Genomic DNA, 18519 nt, shown 5'->3' with positions numbered 1-18519 from the left:
GCTTCAGCCTTTAACGATCTGGTTCTTGCCTTGGCGCTTGGCACGGTACATGGCGGCGTCTGCTCGGGCGAACAGGCTGTCGAGCGTTTCATCCTCATCCTGCAACCCGGTCAGCCCTTGGCTTACGGTAACCCCGTAGGTGTGCTCGCCATGGCTAAAACTCAACCGCTGGATCTCCCGCTGCAGACGCTCGGCAATCTGCTCGGCCACCTGCGCGGTGCAGCCGGGGAACACGGCGGCAAACTCCTCGCCACCGATTCGCCCGAACTGATCGCCACGGCGCAGCACGGCCTTGCCGCTGTCGGCGATGCGCTGTAGTACCTGGTCGCCTTCCTGGTGGCCGTAGGTGTCGTTGATGTGCTTGAAATCGTCGATGTCCAGCAGCAGGAAGGCCATTGGCGTGCCGTCCTCGCGGGCGCTGTCGAAGGCCTGCTGGGCGCACTCGAAGAAGTGTCGGCGGTTGCTGCTCTGGGTGAGCACATCGGTGGTGGCCAGGCGTTGCAACTCGCCTTCGAGCTGTTTCTTTTCGGTGATGTCCTCGGCGATGCCGACGATTATCACCCGCTGGTCGCCCTCGCGCTGCTGGTTGATGTAGCACTTGTCGCTGAGCCAGCGCACCTCGCCGGCGGCATTGAGGATGCGGTACTCACGGTCCTCGACGGTGCCCTTGACCAGCACCTGGGCCAGGCTGCGCTCGGCGTACTCCAGGTCGTCCGGGTAGATGGCGTCGCGCCATTCGTTGTAGTCGGCCAGTACCAGGCTGGCCGGGCGGCCGAAGATGCGCTCGTAGGCGGGGCTGACGTAGAGCACCTGGCGGGTTTCCCAGTCGAAGGCCCAGAGCACGGCGTTGACGCTGTCGAGCAGCGAGCTGTACAGCTGCTCGCGTTCGCTCAGGCGAGCCACTTCGCCTTGGGCGTGGAGCAGGGCCAGCAGGGTCTGGGCGGCTTCTGGGCGGGGAGTGCTGGCAGGTGTGGGTGGGAGGTCTTTGGCCATGAGCACGGAACATTTCTCGACGATGGGCGTGCGGCCACAGTCCGGCCCGCCACGCGGGCGATATGCCGGGTTTGAGTCGGTTTTCGGGGGGGAAGTTCCGGCCGGCACGCCCCATTGCGGGGCATGCCGATCAACGGTGTTCAGGCGCCGTTGGGGCGCAGCGAGTAAGTCTTGAGCTGGGCGGCGAAGTCACGCAGCGAGTGGATGCCACTGGCCTCAGCCTCGTGCACCCAATCCTTCATCGCGGCGAGCATGTCATGGCCGTTGGCGCTGGTGCGCGCCCAGATCTGCTGCAGTGCCAGACGCTTTTCGTAGATGGTCTTGAGTGCCTGGCTGTGGGCCAGCATCGACTCGATGCGCACGTGGTGGCGGTCCTGCAGCAGGCTGGTCTCCCGCGAGAGCAGGCGCTTGGCACGGCGGAAACGGTGGCGCACCGAGGCGTCGACCTTGTCCAGCTCCTGCTTGACCAGCGGGCCGATCACCAGCTTGCGGTACTGGGCCATGATCTGGAAGCGGTTGTTGAGGATCGCCATGGCGGTGTCCATGTCCAGCGACGCCTTGCCCTCCACGCGATGGGCGATGGGCGCGACGCGCTGCACCTTGGCCAGGCGCAGCAGGCTCAGCAGGCGGATCCACATCCAGCCCATGTCAAACTCCCAGCGGCGCACCGAGAGCTTCGCTGAGTTGGGGTAGGTGTGGTGGTTGTTGTGCAGTTCCTCGCCGCCAATGATGATGCCCCACGGCACCAGGTTGGTGGCGGCGTCGCGGCATTCGAAGTTGCGGTAGCCCACGGCATGGCCCAGGCCGTTGACCACGCCGGCGGCCCAGAACGGGATCCACATCATCTGGATCGCCCAGATGGTGATGCCGATGGTGCCGAACAGCAGCAGGTCGATCACCGCCATCAGGGCGATGCCGCCGAGCTTGTAGCGGGTGTAGAGGTTGCGCTCGATCCAGTCGTCCGGGCAGTTCTTGCCGTAGATGCGCAGTGTTTCCTCGTTGCGCGCCTCTTCACGGTACAGCTCGGCGCCCTTGCGCAGCACGGTGCCCAGGCCCTTGTGCACCGGGCTGTGCGGGTCGTCCGGGGTTTCGCACTTGGCGTGGTGCTTGCGGTGGATGGCGGTCCACTCGCGGGTGTTCTGCGCGGTGGTGAGCCACAGCCAGAAACGGAAGAAATGCTTGAGCCCCGCGTTCAGCTCCAGGGCGCGGTGCGCCGAGTAGCGGTGCAGGTAGATGGTGACGCTGACGATGGTCAGGTGGGTCATCAGCAGGGTGACGGCGACCAGTTGCCAGGCCGACAAGTCGAGTAGACCGTAGTACCACATAACGGGAAAGACCCTCGAAAACTCAGGGGGAACAGCGCTCGCATTATCCCCGGGTGGGTAAATAAAACCAGTCGCTCTTTTAGATAGGAGGTCACAGGGTGTTTCAGCCCTTATAATGCCCCTTCCTTTTTCATGGGCTCATCCACCCGACATGTCTGTTTCCGTTCGCGACGCCTTGCGCATGGCCGGGCTCTACGTGGTGTTCTCGATCCTCTGGCTGGCAGCGTCCGAGGGGGTTCTGCACAGCATGACCGAGGACCCGCTGGCACTGACCGTGGGGCGTCAGATCAACGTCGTGGTGTGGGTGCTGCTCAGCGCCCTGCTGATCTTCGTCTCGCGCGCCCGGTTGCTGAACTTCATCGGCATCGGCGCGCGCCTGCGCAGTGAAGACCGCGAGCGCCTGCGCATGGCCGCGGCGGTGTTCGACAGCACCCTGGAGGGTGTGCTGGTGACCGACCGCAATGGCCTGATCGTGCACGTCAACCGGGCCTTCATGCGCATCACCGGTTACCAGCAGGACGAAGTCATCGGCCAGCGCCCGAGCAAGTTCAAGTCCGGTCGGCATGGCGCGCCGTTCTACCAGCAGATCTACGCCGCCCTGGCGGAGCAGGGCGAGTGGAGCGGGGAGATCTGGAACCGCCGTAAAAGCGGGGAGATCTATCCGCAATGGCAGACGATCTGCGCCATTCGCGATGACAGTGGCGCGCTCAGCCATTACGTCGCGGTCTTCAGCGACATCAGCGCGATCAAGCACACCGAGGAAGAACTGGCCTATCTCGTCCATCACGACCCGCTGACCGGCCTGCCCAACCGCCTGCTGTTCAATGACCGCGCCATGCAGGCCATGGCCGCGGCCCAGGCCAACAAGCGCGGCTGCGCCCTGCTGCTTCTGGACCTCGACCATTTCCAGAGCATCAATGACGGCCTCGGCCACACCATCGGCGACCAGTTGCTCAAGCTGGTCGGCGAGCGTCTGTGTGAGGTGCTGGGCAGTGGCGTGACCCTGGCCCGGCTGGGCGGCGACGAGTTCGGCGTGCTGGCCGAGAACTGCCAGCAGGTCGGCCAGGCCGGCAAGCTGGCGCAATCGATCATCGAGCGTTTGAAGGAACCGTTCTGCTTCGAAGGCAACCGCCTGTTCATCAGTGTCAGCATCGGCATCAGCCTGTTCCCCAGCGATGCGCTGAGCGCCGAGCAGTTGCTGCGCAACGCCGACTCGGCGCTGTTCAAGGCCAAGAGCAACGGCCGCGCCTGTTACGCGCTGTACACCGAGGAGCTCACCGCCCATGCCCAGCAGCGGGTCGAGACCGCCGGCGAGTTGCGCCGGGCGCTGGAGCAGCAGGAGCTGCGGGTGTTCTTCCAGCCGGTGCACGACCTGTTCACCGCCCGGATGATCGGCGTCGAGGCACTGGTGCGCTGGCAGCATCCGCAGCGCGGCCTGGTCCCGCCCGGGGAGTTCATCCCCATCGCCGAGCGCACCGGGCTGATCGCCGAGATCGACGCCTGGGTGCTGCACCAGGCCTGCCGGCAGATGGTGCAGTGGCAGACCGAGGGGCGGCAGTTGGCATTCGTCGCGGTGAACATTTCCAGCCGCCTGTTCAGCCAGCGCGACCTGTACCGGCAGGTGGCCGATGCATTGCACGACACCGGGCTGGACCCAGCGCTGCTCGAGCTCGAAGTGACCGAGAGCGCGGTGATGGAAGACCCTGAGGTTGCCCTGGAGCAGCTTCACCGCCTGCGCGAGCTGGGCGTGACACTGGCCATCGACGACTTCGGCACGGGGTATTCGTCATTGCTGCGACTCAAGCGAATGCCCGTGCAGAAGCTCAAGATCGACCAGGGCTTCGTCGCGGGCCTGCCCCATGACGAGGACGACATCGCCATCGTGCGGGTGATCATCGCCCTGGCGCGGAGCATGGGCATGCAGGTGCACGCCGAAGGGGTCGAGCAGGCGGAGCAGGCGCGGTTCCTGCTGGAGCAGCAATGCCAGCTGGGGCAGGGGTACTGGTTCGGGCGGCCGGTGCCGGCGGCGGAGCTGCACTGGGGCTGAGATCGTATCGCGGGGCAAGCCCGCTCCCACGGTGGGTCGTGGGAGCGGGCTTGCCCCGCGATGGCCTCAACGCTTGTTCAAACCTTTAGCCAAACGGTCCCCGCCCAGCTGGATCACCGCCACCAATGCCACCAGCATCACGATCACGGTCAGCATGATCTGGCTGTCGAAGCGTTGGTATCCGTACCGATATGCGATATCCCCCAGACCCCCGGCGCCGATCGCCCCGGCCATGGCCGAGGAGTTGATCAGCGTCACCAGGGTGATGGTGAAGCCGCCGACGATGCCCGGCAGGGCCTCGGGCAACAGTACGTGCCAGACAATGTGCCAGCGCCGGCAGCCCATGGCCTGGGCGGCTTCGATCAGGCCGTGGTCGACCTCGCGCAGGCTGACCTCGGCGATCCGCGCGAAGAACGGCGTGGCGGCGATGGTCAGCGGCACCACGGCAGCCCACACGCCATAGGTGGTGCCGACCACCAGGCGGGTGAAGGGGATCAGCGCGACCATCAGGATCAGGAACGGGATCGAGCGGAACAGGTTGACGATGGCGCCCAGCACCCGGTTCAGCGCCGGGGCCTCGAAGATCCCGCCCTTGTCGCTGGTGACCAGCAGCACCGCCATCGGCACCCCGACGAGCAGTGCTACCAGCGAGGACACGCCGACCATCAGCAGGGTGTCGAGCAGGCCTTGCAGCAGGCGATCAATCCACATGGCCGAGTACCTCCACATCCGCGGCCCAGCGACGGGCGCGTTCGAGCAATTGGTGGGTGTCCAGCGGCGAGCCGCGCACGGACAGGATGAACTGCCCCAGGGCATGCTCGCCGATGGTCTCGACGCCGCCTTGGAGCAGCCGCACGCGCCCGCCCAGGTCGTTGAACAGGGCGCTCAGCTCCGGCTCGCCGACCAGGTCGAGCTTGAGCACCACGGCCGCGTCGCGGCTGACCGGCTGGGCGCGCAGGCTGGCCTGCAAGGCTGCCGGCAGCTTGGTCTGCAGCGGTGCGAGCAGGGTGCGGGTGACGTCGTGGCGCGGCGTACCGAATACCTGCCAGACCTCGCCCTGCTCGACAATCTCGCCACGTTCGAGCACCACCACGCGCTGGCAGATGTCGCGGATCACCGCCATCTCGTGGGTGATCAGCACCACGGTCAGGCCCAGGCGCCGGTTGATGTCGCGCAGCAGTTCGAGGATCGAGGCGGTGGTTTCCGGGTCCAGCGCCGAGGTGGCCTCGTCGCACAGCAGGATCTCGGGGTCATGTACCAGGGCCCGGGCGATGCCGACGCGCTGCTTCTGCCCACCTGACAGCTGCGCCGGGTAGACGTGATGTTTTTCCGCCAGGCCGACCAGCTCCAGCAGCTCGCGCACCTTGCGCTGGCGCTTGGCCTTGGCCACCCCGGCCACCTTCAGCGGCAGCTCGACGTTCTGCCACACGGTCTTGGCCGACATCAGGTTGAAGTGCTGGAAAATCATGCCGATGCGCCGGCGCAAGGCCACCAGGCGGTCCTCGTCGAACGGCGCGATATCCACCTGGTCGATCAGCACCCGGCCCTGGCTGGGTTGCTCCAGGCGGTTGATGGTGCGCAGCAGCGAGGACTTGCCGGCGCCGCTGCGGCCGATGATGCCGAAGATCTCGCCCCGGCGGATGTTCAGGTCGATGCCTTGCAGTGCCGGCTGGCTCTGGCCCGGATAAGTCTTTCCCAGGCCGAGGAAACGTATGTGCGCCTGGTTCACCTCCGGGCGCAGGGCCGTTTCCTCGGCCTTGAGCGGTTCGGCGGGCGGGATGGGCGCCCTGAGGGCGCTGGCCTGGGCCATGTCAGCCTTCCCACCCGGCCTGGTAGAGCTTGCCATGGGCCTTGTCCAGGGCGGCGCGCACGACCGGGCGAGTGTTGGTAGATATCGACGAACTTGGCCAGGCGCGGGTCGTTCTTCTCCTGCGGGCGGATGACGAACTGGATCACGTATTCCTTGTTCTCCAGGCCGTCGAACAGCAGCGCCGAGGTGGCGTCGAAGCTGTTGGCCAGGCGGATGTAGGCCGGGTAGCCCTGGACCAGGTCGGCGTCATCGTAGGCGCGTACCAGCTGCACGGCTTCGACCTGGAGAATCCGGATCTGCTTCGGGTTGGCGACGATGTCGTCCTCGGTGGCTTTGTAGCCCACGCCCGGCTTGAGGGTGATCAGCCCGGCCTTGGCCAGCAACTGCAGGCCACGGCCACTGTTGATCGGGTCGTTGGCGATGGCCACGCTGGCGCCCTCGGGCAGTTCCTGGAGACTCTTGTATTTTTTCGAGTACAGGCCGACGTTGTTGATGATCCCCGGCGCGTACGGGACCAGGTCGAAGCCGGCGGCGGCCTTGGCGTTTTCCAGGAACGGGATGTGCTGGAAGTAGTTCACGTCGATATCGCCGCTGTTGAGGCTGACGTTGGGCGCGATCCAGTCGCTGAACTCGATCAGCTTCACTTCCAGGCCTTGTTTATGGGCCTCCTCCACCGCCGCCTCCAGGGGGATGGCGAAGGCGGCGGTGGTGCCGATCTTCAGGGGTTCGGCGGCAAGGGCGGCGGCGGACAGGCCGAGGCCCAGGGCAATGGCCGCGACGGGCCGGAACAGTTTCTCAAGCATGGTGCAGGGCTCCAGTCGGGGCAGGGTCGGGGGTGTTGCGGTAGCGGGCGCCGGGGTGTCCGGCGGGCAGGCGCGGCTCGCCGCTGGCGAACAGCTTCTCGCGCAGGGTGCCCTCGGCGTAGGCGGTCTTGTAGCGACCGCGGCTTTGCAGGGCGGGGACCACCAGCTCGATGAAGTCCTCGTAGCTTTCCGGGGTGACGGTGCGGGTCAGGTTGAAACCGTCCAGGCCGGTTTCGTCGATCCAGGCGATCAGCTGCTCGGCCACCTGCTCGGCGTCGCCCACCAGGGTCACGTAGCGACCGCCCAAGGCGTGCTGTTCGAGCAGACGGCGGCGGGTCCAGGCGCTTTCCTGCAACTGGCGGGTGGCGGACTGGATGGCGTTGCCCTTGGCGAAGCCGATGGGCTCGTCCAGTTCGTAGCGCGAGAAGTCGATACCGGTGGAGCTGGCGAAGTGCGCGACCCCGGCCTCGGCGCTGGCGTAGCGCAGGTATTCGGCGTGCTTGGCCTGCGCCTGCGCCTCGGTCGGCGCGACGATCACGGTGATGCCCATGAACACCTTGACCGCCTCTGGGTCGCGCCCGGCCGCCTTGGCCGCGGCGCGCACCTTGTCGACCTGGGCGCGGGTGGCGACCTTGTTCTGGCCGCTGATGAACACGCACTCGGCATGGTTGCCGGCGAAGGCCAGCCCGCGTGGCGAACTGCCGGCCTGGAACAGCACGGGCGTACGCTGCGGCGAAGGCTCGCACAGGTGGTAGCCCTCGACCTTGTAGAACTCGCCGTGGTGCTCGACCTTGCGCACCTTGTCCGGGTGGGCATAGACCCGCTGCTCGCGGTCGGCGACCACGGCATCGTCGGCCCAGCTGCCTTCGAGCAGCTTGTACAGCACCTGCAGGTACTCGTCGGCCTGGTCGTAGCGGCGGTCGTGCTCGGGTTGCTGCTCCAGGCCCATGGCCCGGGCGGCGCTGTCGAGGTAGCCGGTGACGATGTTCCAGCCGACCCGGCCATTGCTCAGGTGGTCGAGGGTGGAAAGGCGCCGGGCGAACAGGTAGGGCGCCTCGTAGGTCAGGTTGGCGGTGAGGCCGAAGCCCAGGTGCTTCGTCACCGCCGCCATGGCCGAGACCAGCAGCAGCGGGTCGTTGACCGGCAGCTGGATCGACTCCTTGAGCGTCACGTCGACCGACTGGCCGTAGACGTCGTAGGTGCCGACGATGTCGGCGATGAACAGCCCGTCAAACAACCCGCGCTCGAGCAGGCGGGCCAGGTCGGTCCAGTACTCGAGGGTCTTGTAGCGCGTGGAGGTGTCCCGTGGGTGGGTCCACAAACCGTGGTTGATGTGCCCGATGCAGTTCATGTTGAAGGCATTGAGCAGGATCTCCTTCGCCATCAGATAGTCCCCCGGCGCGGCGGCTTCTCGTCGTTGAGGTAGTAGTTGCCGATGGCGTGGTACTTCCAGCGCACCGGGTCGTGCAGGGTGTGCACCCGGGCGTTGCGCCAGTGGCGGTCGAGGTTGTGCTCGGCCAGGGTGGCCTGGCTGCCGGCCAGCTCGAACAGCGTGGTGCCGGCGGCCAGGGAGATCTCGGTGCTGATCGCCCGGGCCTCGGCCACGGCGATGGAAGCGGCGGCCAGGGTCTGGGCGTTGCTGTCGGCCTGGGCGATGTCGAGGATTTCCCCGGCGCGCTCGAGCAGCGCCTCGGTGGCGTGCAGGCGGATCGCCAGGTGGCCGAAGCTCTTCAGGGTCAGCGGGTCGTCGCTGGCCTTGTCGAGGCCGGAGTCGATCCAGGGGCGGCTGCGGGTGCGCACGAAGTGCAGGGCGTCCTCGTAGGCGGCGCGGGCGATACCGGTGTCGATGGCGGCATGGAGGATCTGCGCCAGCGGGCCGACCGTGGTCGGGCGTTCGAAGGCGCTCTGGAACGGCACCACGTCCTCGGCGCGGACCGCCACGTGGTTGAACACCACCGAGCCGCTGCCGGTGGTGCGTTGGCCGAAGCCGCTCCAGTCGTCGATCACCTCGATGCCCTGGCTGTCGGCGGGCACGAAGGCCAGGTGCGACACATCCTGCTCGTCGATCACCAGGGTCGGGATGCGCTGGGCGTAGATCGCGCCGGTGCAATAGAACTTGCGGCCGTCGATGCGATAGTGGTCGCCGTCGCGGCTCAGGCGGGTGGTGCGCTCGTGGGCGTTCTTGGTGCCTAGCTCGGCCAGGGCGTTGCCGAAGCGGCGGCCAGCGAGGACTTCGGCGTAGAGGCGTTTCTGCTGTTCGGGGCTGCCGTTCACTCGCAGCACTTCCAGGGCGTAGAAGTGGTTCTGCGGGATCTGCCCGAGCGAGGCGTCGGCCTGGGCGATGCGGGCGATGACCTTGGCCAGGGTGACGTTGGACACCCCGGCGCCGCCAAAGGCCTTGGGCACGCTGATGCCCCACAGGCCAGATTGCACGAAGCGTTCGAGTTCGGCATGGGGCAGGCGGCGCTCGCGGTCGCGCAGGGCGCTGTCCTGGCGCAGGTGTTGGGCGAGTTCGTCGGCGACGGCCAGGGCCTGGGCGTCGGTGGTGATGATGGATGCAGTCATTTTGCTCTCCGGAGCCTGGGGACGTCGTGCGCCTCTTCACGGGTAAACCCGCTCCCACAGGTACAGCGCTGTTATCGGAATCAGTGCGATCCCTGTGGGAGCGGGTTTACCCGCGAAGGGCTGCGCAGCAGCCCCAAGGCTCGAAATCAGATCCAGGAATGGCGGGCAGGCAGGGTGCCGTTGAGGTGGTAGGCGCCGACGGCGTGGTACTTCCAGCGCACCGGGTCGTGCAGGGTGTGGACCCGGGCGTTGCGCCAGTGCCGGTCGAGGTTGAACTCGGCCAGGCTGGCGCGGCTGCCGGCCAGCTCGAACAGCTTCTCGCTGGCCTGCAGCGAGGTCTCGGTGGTGAGCACCTTGGCTTCGGCCACGGCAATCGAGGCACGGGCCGCGGCGGCGGCATCGATCACGCCGGCGTTCACCTCGTCGAGCACCTTGGCAGCCTTGCGCAGCAGGGCCTCGGCGGCATGCAGTTCGAGCTTCAGGCGACCGATGTCGGCGATCACATAGGGGTCGTCGCTGTTGCGTTCGACCTTGGCCTCGATCCACGGCCGGGACTTCTCCCGAACGAACTGGATTGTGTCCTCGATCGCCGCTTCGGCGATGCCGGCGTCGATCGCCGCCTGGATCAACTGCGAGGCGGCGCCCTGGATGCTGGGTTCCTCACGCAGGCGCCCGTTGTCCACCACCAGGTCGGCGTCCACCGGCACCTGGTCGAGCAGCACGGTGCCGCTGGCGGTGGTGCGCTGGCCGAAGCCGGACCAGTCGTCGACGATGCGCAGCCCAGGGCTGCCGCGACGGACGAACGCCAGGCGCTGGCGACCATCGTCGTCCAGCGCCTTGACCGCCACCCAGTGGGCGTACAAGGCACCGGTGGAATAGAACTTCTCGCCGCTGATGCGATAGCCATCGCCATCACGGGTAAGGCGCGCCTTGAGCGTCAGGGTGTCCTTGGTCCCGCGCTCGGGGCCGGCATTGCCGATGCGCCAGCCGTCGAGCACCGAGCGGAAGATCAGTTCCTGCTGGGCCTGGGTGGCGGTCAGGCGGACCAGTTGCAGGATGCCGAACTGGTTCTGCGGAATCTGCCCCAGCGCCGGGTCGGCGGCACTGATCAGGCGGAACACTTCGGCGATGGTGGCGAAGGACACCTCGGGGCCGCCGAAGGCCTTGGGCACGCTGATGCTGCCCAGGCCGCTGCGGGTGAACTGTTCGATCTCGGCCCAGGGCAGCTTGCGCTGCTGGTCACGTTTGGCGGCCTGCTGGCGGGCCACCTCGGCCAGTTCGCGGGCGGCCTGCAGGGCCTCTTCGTCGTTGCGCAACACCGTGGCCGGCAGCAGCAGCGGCGAGCTGTCGAGATCGCTGTGGAATCGGGTAGTAGTTGGTTGGCTGGACATCAGTACCGCTCCTTGGCTGCACTCAATGCCCTGGCGTTATGCACTGGGGTGATTGTGATCCTGACCATTCCTAACCTCACAAAGTTGAAAGCGTCGCCTCAGCTGATGGCGACAGACGTTTGCTGGTCCGGTGGTCCGGTCGATATACCCTATTCGTTTAGAAAAAGTTTATGAACTACCGTTTAGGAATATGGATAGAAGAACTGCAGGGTCGGCCCTGTCGTGCAGGGAAATGCTATCCCTGTGGGAGCGGGCTTGTCGGACCGCCGCACCGCCGCGAACACCGGCGAAGCCGGTGCCATACACCGCGCTGGATTCTTCGCGGGTAAACCCGCTCCCACAGGGTTAGGTCAAATCAATGGTTTACGTGAGCGGTCAGCGCGGGATCGTCACCACCAGCTTGCCCACCGCCTGGCGCTGCGCCAGGCGTTCGACCGCCGCGCCACCCTCGGCCAGTGCAAAGGTCTGCGACACCAGCGGCTTCAACTTGCCTTCGGCGTGCCAGGCAAATAGCTGACGGAAGTTGGCGGCGTTGTCTTCCGGCTGGCGCTGGGCGAAGGCGCCCCAGAATACCCCGAGCACCGACGCGCCCTTGAGCAGGGTCAGGTTCACCGGTAGTTGCGGGATCGTGCCGCTGGCAAAGCCCACCACCAGCAACCGCCCGTTCCACGCCAGCCCGCGCACGGCCTGGTCGAACAGCGCGCCGCCGACCGGGTCGTAGATCACGTCCACGCCCTGGCCGCCGGTCAGGCGCTTGATCTCGTCCTTGAGGTTGGCCTGGCTGTAGTCGATCAGTTCGTCGGCCCCGGCCGCCTGGGCGATTGCCAGTTTCTCGGCGCTGCTGGCCGCGGCGATCACCCGCGCGCCCAGGGCCTTGCCGATTTCCACCGCCGCCAGCCCGACGCCGCCCGAGGCACCGAGCACCAGCAGGGTTTCGCCGGCCTTGAGCTGGCCGCGCTGGGTCAGGGCGTGCATCGAGGTGCCGTAGGTCATGCCGAACGCGGCGGCGGTGGTGAAGTCCATGCCCGCCGGGATCGGCAGCACGTTGTAGAACGGCACCGCCACCCGCTCGGCGAAGGCGCCCCAGCCGGTCAGGGCCATGACCCGGTCGCCGACCTTGAACGCGCCGGCCTTCTCGCCGACCGCGGCCACCACGCCGGCCGCCTCACCACCCGGGGCGAACGGCAGCGGCGGCTGGAACTGGTACTTGCCTTCGATGATCAGGGTGTCGGGGAAGTTGACCCCGGCGGCGTGCACGTCGAGGAGGATCTCGTTCTTCTTGGGCGCGGGGCTGGCGACCTCTTCCAGGACCAGGTCCCGCGCCGGGCCCAGGGCTTTGCACAACAAGGCTTTCATCAGGGCTATTCCTTTGCGTGTGGTGGCCGATAAGTGTAGGAGGGCCACCCCCAGGGTCAACGAGCATGGCCGGCCCTGATGAGCCGGCATAAGCCCGGGCTTGGGTTTGGCCGGCGCGCTGGGTAAGCTGGCGCCAACTGTATTGAGGAGCGAATTCGTGAAAGCGTGGATCTTGATGGTGCTGGCCCTGATGCTGCCAGTGGCGGCGATGGCCGAGGAAAAGGAAGGCGAGCCCAAGGTCGCCTACATCAGCCTCAGCCCGCCCTTCGTCGGCAACTACGCCCTCGACGGCAGCCCCAAGCTGCGTGTGTTCAAGGCCGACGTCGCCCTGCGCGTGACTGGCGATGCCGCCGCCACCGCGGTCAAGCACCACGAGCCGCTGATCCGCAACCAGCTGGTGGCGCTGTTCACCCAGCAGGGCGTGGACAACATGAGCAACGTCGAGGCCAAGGGAAAAACTGCGTCAGGAAGCCCTGAAGCAGGTGCAGCAGGTGATGGAGTCCGAAGAGGGCAAGCCGATCGTCGAGGACCTGCTGTTCAACAACCTGATCGTGCAGTGATCAGGCGGCGAGGCTGCGGCGAAAGCGCGCCAGGGCCACGCCGAAGAACACCAGGCCGATCGCGGCCAGGGCCGCCACATCCGGCCACACCACGTTCAGTCCGGCGTCGCGGAACAGGATCGCCGCGCCGAGGCTGACGAAGTGGGTCGAGGGCGAGCCCTGCATGACCCACTGCAGCCACTGCGGCATGCTGTCCAGCGGCGTGCTGCCCCCCGAGAGCAGCAGCATCGGGATGATCACCGGGATCGCCAGCAGGCCGAACTGCGGCGTCGAGCGCGCCAGGGTGGCGAGGAAGATACCCAGCGCCGTGCTGGCGAACAGGTACAGCGCGGTCACCCCCAGGAACAGCCCCATGGAGCCCGCCAGCGGCACGCCCAGGGCGCCCTTGACCACCACTTCAAGCGATATCCAGGTACAGGCCACCACCACCAGGGCGTTGCTGGCGATCTTCGCCAGCATGATTTCCAGCGCCGTCAGCGGCAGCACCAGCAGGTGATCGAGGGTGCCGTGCTCACGCTCGCGCAGCAGCGCGGTGCCGGTGAGGACGATGGCCAGGATGGTGATGTTGTTGACGATCTGGATCACCGCCAGGAACCAGCCTCCTTCCAGGTTGGGGTTGAACAGGGCTTTCGGGTTGAGCAGGGCCGGGCTGCTGGTGCCGCGGCCGGCGTACTCCAGCAGTTCGCGCTCGAAGATCCGGCCGATGTAGCCGGCCCCCATGAAGGCCTGGCTCATGGCCGTGGCATCGACGTTGACCTGCAGCTCCGGCGAGCGCCCGGCCAGCAGGTCGGCCTGGAAGTTCACCGGGACGTTGACCACGAAGGTGTACTGGCCGCTGTCCATGGCCTGGTCCAGGCGATCCGCCGGCAGTGCCACGGCAGGCTGGAACTCCGGCGGCTGCAGCGATTCGGCGAGCTTGCGCGAGACGGCGCCGTGGTCTTCGTCGACCACCGCGACACTGGCGTTGTGCACGCCGATCACGGAGCCGGCGGCGGGCATGTAGATCGCCACGCTGAAGGCGTACAGCAGGAACAGCAGCAACACGCTGTCGTGGCGCAGGCTGGTGAGTTCCTTCAGGCCCAGGCGCAGGGTGTGGGAGAGGCGGCTCATCTCAGGCCTCCTGCTTTTTCAGCATGGCCAGGCTCAGCCCGGTGAAGGCGGCGAAGAAGCCCAGCAGCGCCAGGCACTGCGGCCACAGCTCACGCAGGCCCAGGGCCTTGGTGAAGGTGCCGACGGCGATGTCGAGGAAATAGCCGGCCGGGAACAGCTGGCCCATCAGCGCCGCCGCGCCGTCCAGCGACGAGCGCGGCACGATCAGGCCGGAGAACTGGATGGTCGGCAGGCTGGTGATGATCATGGTGCCGAGGATCGCCGCGATCTGCGTGCGGGTGAACGCCGAGATCAGCAGGCCCAGGCTGGTGGTCGCCAGCAGGTAGGCCAGGCCTCCGCAGGCCAGGGCCAGCGGGCTGCCCTTGAGCGGCACGCCGAACAGCCAGCGGTTCATCGCCACCAGCAGCGCCAGGTTGACCAGGCTCACCGCGAGGTAGGGCGCCTGTTTGCCGAGCAGGAACTCCAGGCGGGTCAGCGGGGTGGCGTAGAAGTTGGTGATCGAGCCCAGTTCCTTTTCCCGGACGATGCCCAGCGCGGTGAGCATGGCCGGGATGAAGGCCAGGATCAGTGCCATGACGCCGGGGCCGATGGCGTTCACGCTGACCACGTCCTGGTTGTAGCGAAAGCGCGTTTCCAGGCGTACCGGCTGCTGGCGCGCCACCGGGTGCGGGCCGAGGGCGGCCAGCTGCTCAAGGTTGGCCTGGTGCACGGCCTCCACATAGTTGCGGCTGGTCTCGGCGCGAAACGGCATGCCGCCATCCAGCCAGGCGGCCACCACCGGCTGGCGCCCGGCATGCAGGTCGCGGCCGAAACCCGGCGGGATTTCCAGGGCCAGCTTGATCTCCGAGCGTTGCAGGCGCTGGTGCAGCTGGCGGGCATCGCGAATCGGCGCCTGCTCGGCGAAGTAGCGCGAGCCCCGGAAGGCCTCGAGGTAGGTGCGGCTCTGCGGACTTTGGTCCTGGTCGTATACGGCGAAGGCGAGGTTCTCTACATCCAGCGAGATGCCGTAGCCGAAGATCACCATCATGAACAGCGCGCCAAGCAGGGCGAAGGCCAGGCGCACCTTGTCGCGCAGCAGCTCCTTGCCTTCGCGGCTGGCCACCGCCAGCAGGCGGCGCAGGCTGAAGGCCTGGCGCAAGGCGGGCGCTGGGGCGGCGGCCTGTTCCAACCCTGCATCGGCCTGCGCCTGGGCGGGCGCGTCCTGGGCTTGTTCGAGGCAGCGCACGAAGGCGTCTTCCAGGGTCTCGCCGCCGAACTGGCGCTGCAGCGCCAGCGGGGTGTCGCAGGCCAGCACCCGACCGGCGTGCATCAGCGAGATGCGGTCGCAGCGCAGGGCCTCGTTCATGAAATGGGTGGACAGGAAGATGGTTACGCCCTGCTCGCGGGACAACTCCACCAGCAGGCGCCAGAAGTCGTCGCGGGCCGCCGGGTCGACCCCCGAGGTCGGCTCGTCGAGGATCAGCACTTCCGGGCGGTGCAATACCGCCACGGCCAGCGACAGGCGTTGGCGCAGGCCCAGGGGCAGGGCGCCGGACGGCTGGTCGGCAATGGCGCCTAAGTCGAAGCGTTCGATGAGCTCGGCGATGCGCGGCGCGCTGTCGGCCTTGGCCAGGTCGAACAGGCGGGCGTGCAGTTCGAGGTTCTGTCGGGCGCTCAGTTCGCCATACAGCGAATAGCTCTGGGACATGAAGCCGACCCGCTTGCGCGTGGCCAGGTCGCCGGCATCCACCGGGCGGCCGAGCAGGCTGGCGCTACCCTCGCTGGCCGGCATCAGGCCGGTGAGCACCTTCATGGTGGTGGTCTTGCCGCAGCCGTTGGAGCCGAGGAAACCGAAGATCTCGCCGCGGCCGATGGCGAAGCTGACCTTGTTCACTGCAGTGAAGTCACCGAAGCGCAGGGTCAGGTCGTGGGCCTCGATGGCGATCGGCCCGTCGTCGGCCTGGCGTGGCGGAATGCGCAGGGGCTCGGGCTGTGCGCGGCCGGCGCCCTGGAAGTGGGTGAAGGCGTCGTCCAGCTTGCCGCTGGGCGTAACCGCCGCCAGTTCGCGGCTGAGGCCGGCGGCCAGCAGGCGGCCAGCGTCGAGCATCAGGCAATGCTCGAACTGCTCGGCCTCTTCCATGTAGGCGGTGGCCACCAGCAGGGTCAGCTGCGGGCGCTGGGCGCGCACCTGCTCGACCAGCTCCCAGAAGCGCCGTCGCGACAGCGGGTCGACGCCGGTGGTCGGCTCGTCGAGGATCAGCAGGTCCGGCTCGTGGATCAGCGCGCAGCACAGCCCCAGCTTCTGCTTCATGCCGCCCGAGAGCTTGCCGGCCGGGCGCTCGGCGAAGCGCTCCAGGTCGGTGGCGCGCAGCAGGCTGGCCATGCGTTGCTCGCATTCGGCGCGGCCCAGGCCGAACAGGGTGGCGAAGAAACGGATGTTCTCGCGGATCGACAGCTCCGGGTACAGGTTGTTGCCCAGGCCCTGGGGCATGAAGGCAACCTTGGGATACAGCGCGGTGCGGTGGCGGCGCTGGCGGATCGAGCCACCGAGCACCTGCAACTCGCCTTGTTGCAGGCGCTTGACCCCGGCGATCAGTCCGAGCAGGGTCGACTTGCCGGCGCCGTCCGGGCCGATCAGGCCGCAGCGGGTCCCGGCCGGCAGGCTGAACGCGAGGGTGTGCAAGGACTGCAGGTCGCCATAGCGATGGCTGACACCCTCGGCCCGCAGGGCGATCGCCGCGTTCATTGCAGGTTGGCCGGCCAGCCCACATCGGCGGTGCGCACGTACCCGGCGCCGGGCATGCCTGGCTTGGCCTGGGGCACGGCACTTGGTTCGGTCAGGCGCAGCTTGACCCGGAACACCAGCTTCTGCCGCTCATCGCGGGTCTCGACCTGTTTCGGAGTGAACTGCGCCTTGGCCGCGACGAACGCCACCTTGGCCGGCAGGGCCTTGTCCGGCAGGGCGTCGAGCACGATCCGCGCCTGGTCGCCGACGGTCAGCCGGCCGGTGGTGGCGGCGGGCAGGTAGAGGTTCATGTACTGGTCGCTGGGGTCGATCAGCATCAGCACCCGGCCACCGGCGCCGAGCACTTCGCCGGGTTCGGCCAGGCGCAGCTGGATGATGCCGTCGATGGGCGCGCGCAGGCTGCTGTCGTCGATCTCGCTGGTGAGCTGGGCGACCTGGGCCTCGGCGGCGCCGATGGCGGCCTTGATCGCCGCCAACTGGGCCCGGGCCGCGACCACGGCCGCGGTGGCGGTGTCGTAGCGGGCCTGCTGCTGGTCGAGCAACTGCTGGCTGGCGAACTTGCGCTGGTAGATCTCGCGCACCCGCTTGAGTTCCTGGCTGGCCAGCAACAGTTCGCTCTGGCGCAGCTGCACGCTGGCCTGGGCGGCGGCATAATTCTCGCGAGCGCGCAGCACTTCGGCCTCGGCCTGGCTACGCTGGGCCTCCATCGTGCGGGTGTCGATGCGTGCCAGCAACTGGCCGCGGGTGACCTTGTCGCCTTCATCGACCAGCACCTCGGCCAGGCGCCCGGGGATCTTGCTGGCGATCTGCACCTCGGTGGATTCGAGGCGCCCGTTACCCATGCTCAGGCCTTCGGGCAGGCGATCGTGAAGGGACTTCCAGTAGCCCAGCCCGCCTGCCGCCAGCAACAGCAATACCAAGGCGGAGGCGAAGATTCTGGGGGCTTTTCGATTCATCGGTCTGCATCCTGCGGCTAGCACGCCTTATCCTGGCGCGACGCGCTTCCTTGCGCGTTGATATTGGTCAAACCCCTGACAATAGCCGCACAATCAGCTCAGCGCGAGTATCGCGGCCCATTGCCCGGCGGTCACCGGCATCACCGACAGGCGGCTGCCCTTGTGTACCAGGGGCAGATCCTCGAGCGCCGCCTGCTGCTTGAGCAGGCCCAGGCCGAGTACCTGGCGGAAGGTCTGCACATGCTCGACGTCCACCGCGCTCCACGGGTTCTTCTCGGCGCTGGCCTTGGCGTCGTGGTAGTGGCTGTGCGGATCCAGGGCGGTCGGATCCGGGTAGGCGGCGGCGCTGATCCGGGCGATGCCGGCGATCCCCGGTTGCGGGCAGCTGGAGTGGTAGAAGAAGAATTCGTCGCCTACGCTCATGGCCCGCAGGAAATTGCGTGCCTGGTAGTTGCGCACCCCGTCCCAGCGGGCGTTGCCCAAGCGTGCCAAGGCTTCGATGGAGAGCTCGTCGGGCTCGGATTTCATCAGCCAGTAGGCCATGGATGCTGCTCCTGAAAGAGTTTGAAATAACTCGTTGCATGAAACCGACAGTCGGTTGGCGTCAACGTTTGCCTGGCGACTCATGTTGTCGGAAAATGCGCCGATTTTAAGCTATACGCTCCGGCCGCCATCAAGAAAGCCGCCGAGCCTGGACAGTTGTTCTTGGGGGACGATCAATGAAACAACGTAAACCGGACCTGCTCTGGATTCTGGCCTTCGTCTTCGGGCTGGGCGTGGTCACCACCGGTTACGCGCAAGGCTTCTGGGAGCGCAAGCTGGATGCCGCCTACCAGCAGGCGCCTGTTGATCCGGCGCAGCAACAGCACCGCTGATCG

Annotated in this window: 14 protein-coding genes and 2 pseudogenes; 3 read left to right on the top strand and 13 right to left on the bottom strand. The window is 67.1% G+C overall.

The genetic code is table 11. The features are described 5' to 3' along the window. Positions 1-3 precede the first annotated feature (3 nt). Both ACZ899_RS18550 and desA read right to left on the bottom strand, forming a co-directional pair. Entirely contained in the window at positions 4-993 is a 990-nt protein-coding gene (locus tag ACZ899_RS18550; protein ID WP_234562460.1) for a GGDEF domain-containing protein, read from the bottom strand. Positions 994-1133: 140 nt separating this feature from the next. Then, positions 1134-2318 carry a delta-9 fatty acid desaturase DesA gene (gene desA, locus ACZ899_RS18545; protein ID WP_050703307.1) on the bottom strand — a complete coding sequence of 395 codons (1185 nt, stop codon included), beginning with the start codon at positions 2316-2318 and terminating at the stop codon, positions 1134-1136. A 151-nt stretch (positions 2319-2469) separates the two neighbouring features. Between desA and dibA the strand changes: the two genes are divergently transcribed. Then, the gene (dibA, locus tag ACZ899_RS18540; protein WP_234562459.1) at positions 2470-4365 is read left to right on the top strand and encodes a phosphodiesterase DibA; all 1896 of its coding nucleotides are present in this window, start codon (positions 2470-2472) and stop codon (positions 4363-4365) included. Between the two features lie 66 nt (positions 4366-4431). On the opposite strand, the gene ACZ899_RS18535 is transcribed toward dibA, so the two are convergent. From ACZ899_RS18535 to ACZ899_RS18505, 7 genes and pseudogenes are all read right to left on the bottom strand, one after another. After that, entirely contained in the window at positions 4432-5076 is a 645-nt protein-coding gene (locus ACZ899_RS18535; protein ID WP_125466000.1) for a methionine ABC transporter permease, read from the bottom strand. Then, positions 5066-6175: a methionine ABC transporter ATP-binding protein gene (locus ACZ899_RS18530; protein WP_234561245.1), complete on the bottom strand. Its 1110-nt coding sequence runs from the start codon at positions 6173-6175 to the stop codon at positions 5066-5068. Before ACZ899_RS18530 ends, ACZ899_RS18535 begins: the two co-directional genes overlap by 11 nt. Position 6176: 1 nt before the next feature. Continuing rightward, positions 6177-6978, bottom strand: a pseudogene (locus ACZ899_RS18525) (MetQ/NlpA family ABC transporter substrate-binding protein). Continuing rightward, a complete protein-coding gene (locus ACZ899_RS18520; RefSeq protein ID WP_234561243.1) occupies positions 6971-8362 on the bottom strand; it encodes an LLM class flavin-dependent oxidoreductase in 1392 nt (463 codons plus the stop codon). The pseudogene ACZ899_RS18525 and the gene ACZ899_RS18520 overlap by 8 nt, the downstream one beginning before the upstream one ends. Continuing rightward, positions 8362-9543 (bottom strand): SfnB family sulfur acquisition oxidoreductase, encoded by a 1182-nt coding sequence (locus tag ACZ899_RS18515; protein WP_203648868.1) that lies wholly within the window; start codon positions 9541-9543, stop codon positions 8362-8364. The genes ACZ899_RS18520 and ACZ899_RS18515 overlap by 1 nt, the downstream gene beginning before the upstream one ends. Before the next feature lie 146 nt (positions 9544-9689). Beyond that, the gene (locus ACZ899_RS18510; RefSeq protein ID WP_234561242.1) at positions 9690-10934 is read right to left on the bottom strand and encodes an SfnB family sulfur acquisition oxidoreductase; all 1245 of its coding nucleotides are present in this window, start codon (positions 10932-10934) and stop codon (positions 9690-9692) included. A 375-nt stretch (positions 10935-11309) separates the two neighbouring features. Continuing rightward, complete coding sequence (locus ACZ899_RS18505; protein ID WP_234561241.1) at positions 11310-12290, bottom strand: NADPH:quinone oxidoreductase family protein; 981 nt, start codon at positions 12288-12290, stop codon at positions 11310-11312. Between the two features lie 157 nt (positions 12291-12447). Here ACZ899_RS18505 and ACZ899_RS18500 point away from each other — a divergent pair. Further along, a pseudogene (locus tag ACZ899_RS18500) lies at positions 12448-12850 on the top strand (flagellar basal body-associated protein FliL). On the opposite strand, the gene ACZ899_RS18495 reads toward ACZ899_RS18500, so the two are convergent. The 4 genes from ACZ899_RS18495 to ACZ899_RS18480 all read right to left on the bottom strand — a co-directional run bounded on the left by ACZ899_RS18495 (position 12851) and on the right by ACZ899_RS18480 (position 18184). Next, positions 12851-13960: an ABC transporter permease gene (locus tag ACZ899_RS18495; protein WP_232854819.1), complete on the bottom strand. Its 1110-nt coding sequence runs from the start codon at positions 13958-13960 to the stop codon at positions 12851-12853. 1 nt (position 13961) lies between these two features. Further along, entirely contained in the window at positions 13962-16685 is a 2724-nt protein-coding gene (gene rbbA / locus ACZ899_RS18490; RefSeq protein ID WP_234561240.1) for a ribosome-associated ATPase/putative transporter RbbA, read from the bottom strand. After that, positions 16682-17641, bottom strand: coding sequence for an HlyD family secretion protein (locus tag ACZ899_RS18485; protein ID WP_050703321.1), 960 nt, complete (start codon positions 17639-17641; stop codon positions 16682-16684). The genes rbbA and ACZ899_RS18485 overlap by 4 nt, the downstream gene beginning before the upstream one ends. Positions 17642-17734: 93 nt before the next feature. Beyond that, a complete protein-coding gene (locus ACZ899_RS18480; protein WP_203648849.1) occupies positions 17735-18184 on the bottom strand; it encodes an EVE domain-containing protein in 450 nt (149 codons plus the stop codon). A 176-nt stretch (positions 18185-18360) separates the two neighbouring features. On the opposite strand from ACZ899_RS18480, the gene ACZ899_RS18475 reads away from it, so the two are divergent. Continuing rightward, positions 18361-18516, top strand: a complete 156-nt coding sequence (locus ACZ899_RS18475; RefSeq protein WP_203648837.1) for a hypothetical protein — start codon at positions 18361-18363, stop codon at positions 18514-18516. Positions 18517-18519: the final 3 nt, after the last annotated feature.

Source organism: Pseudomonas sp. TE31087 (genome assembly GCF_057284075.1).
The sequence above is the reverse complement of the archived record's forward strand: the minus strand, read 5'-3'. Positions and strand labels throughout refer to the sequence as shown.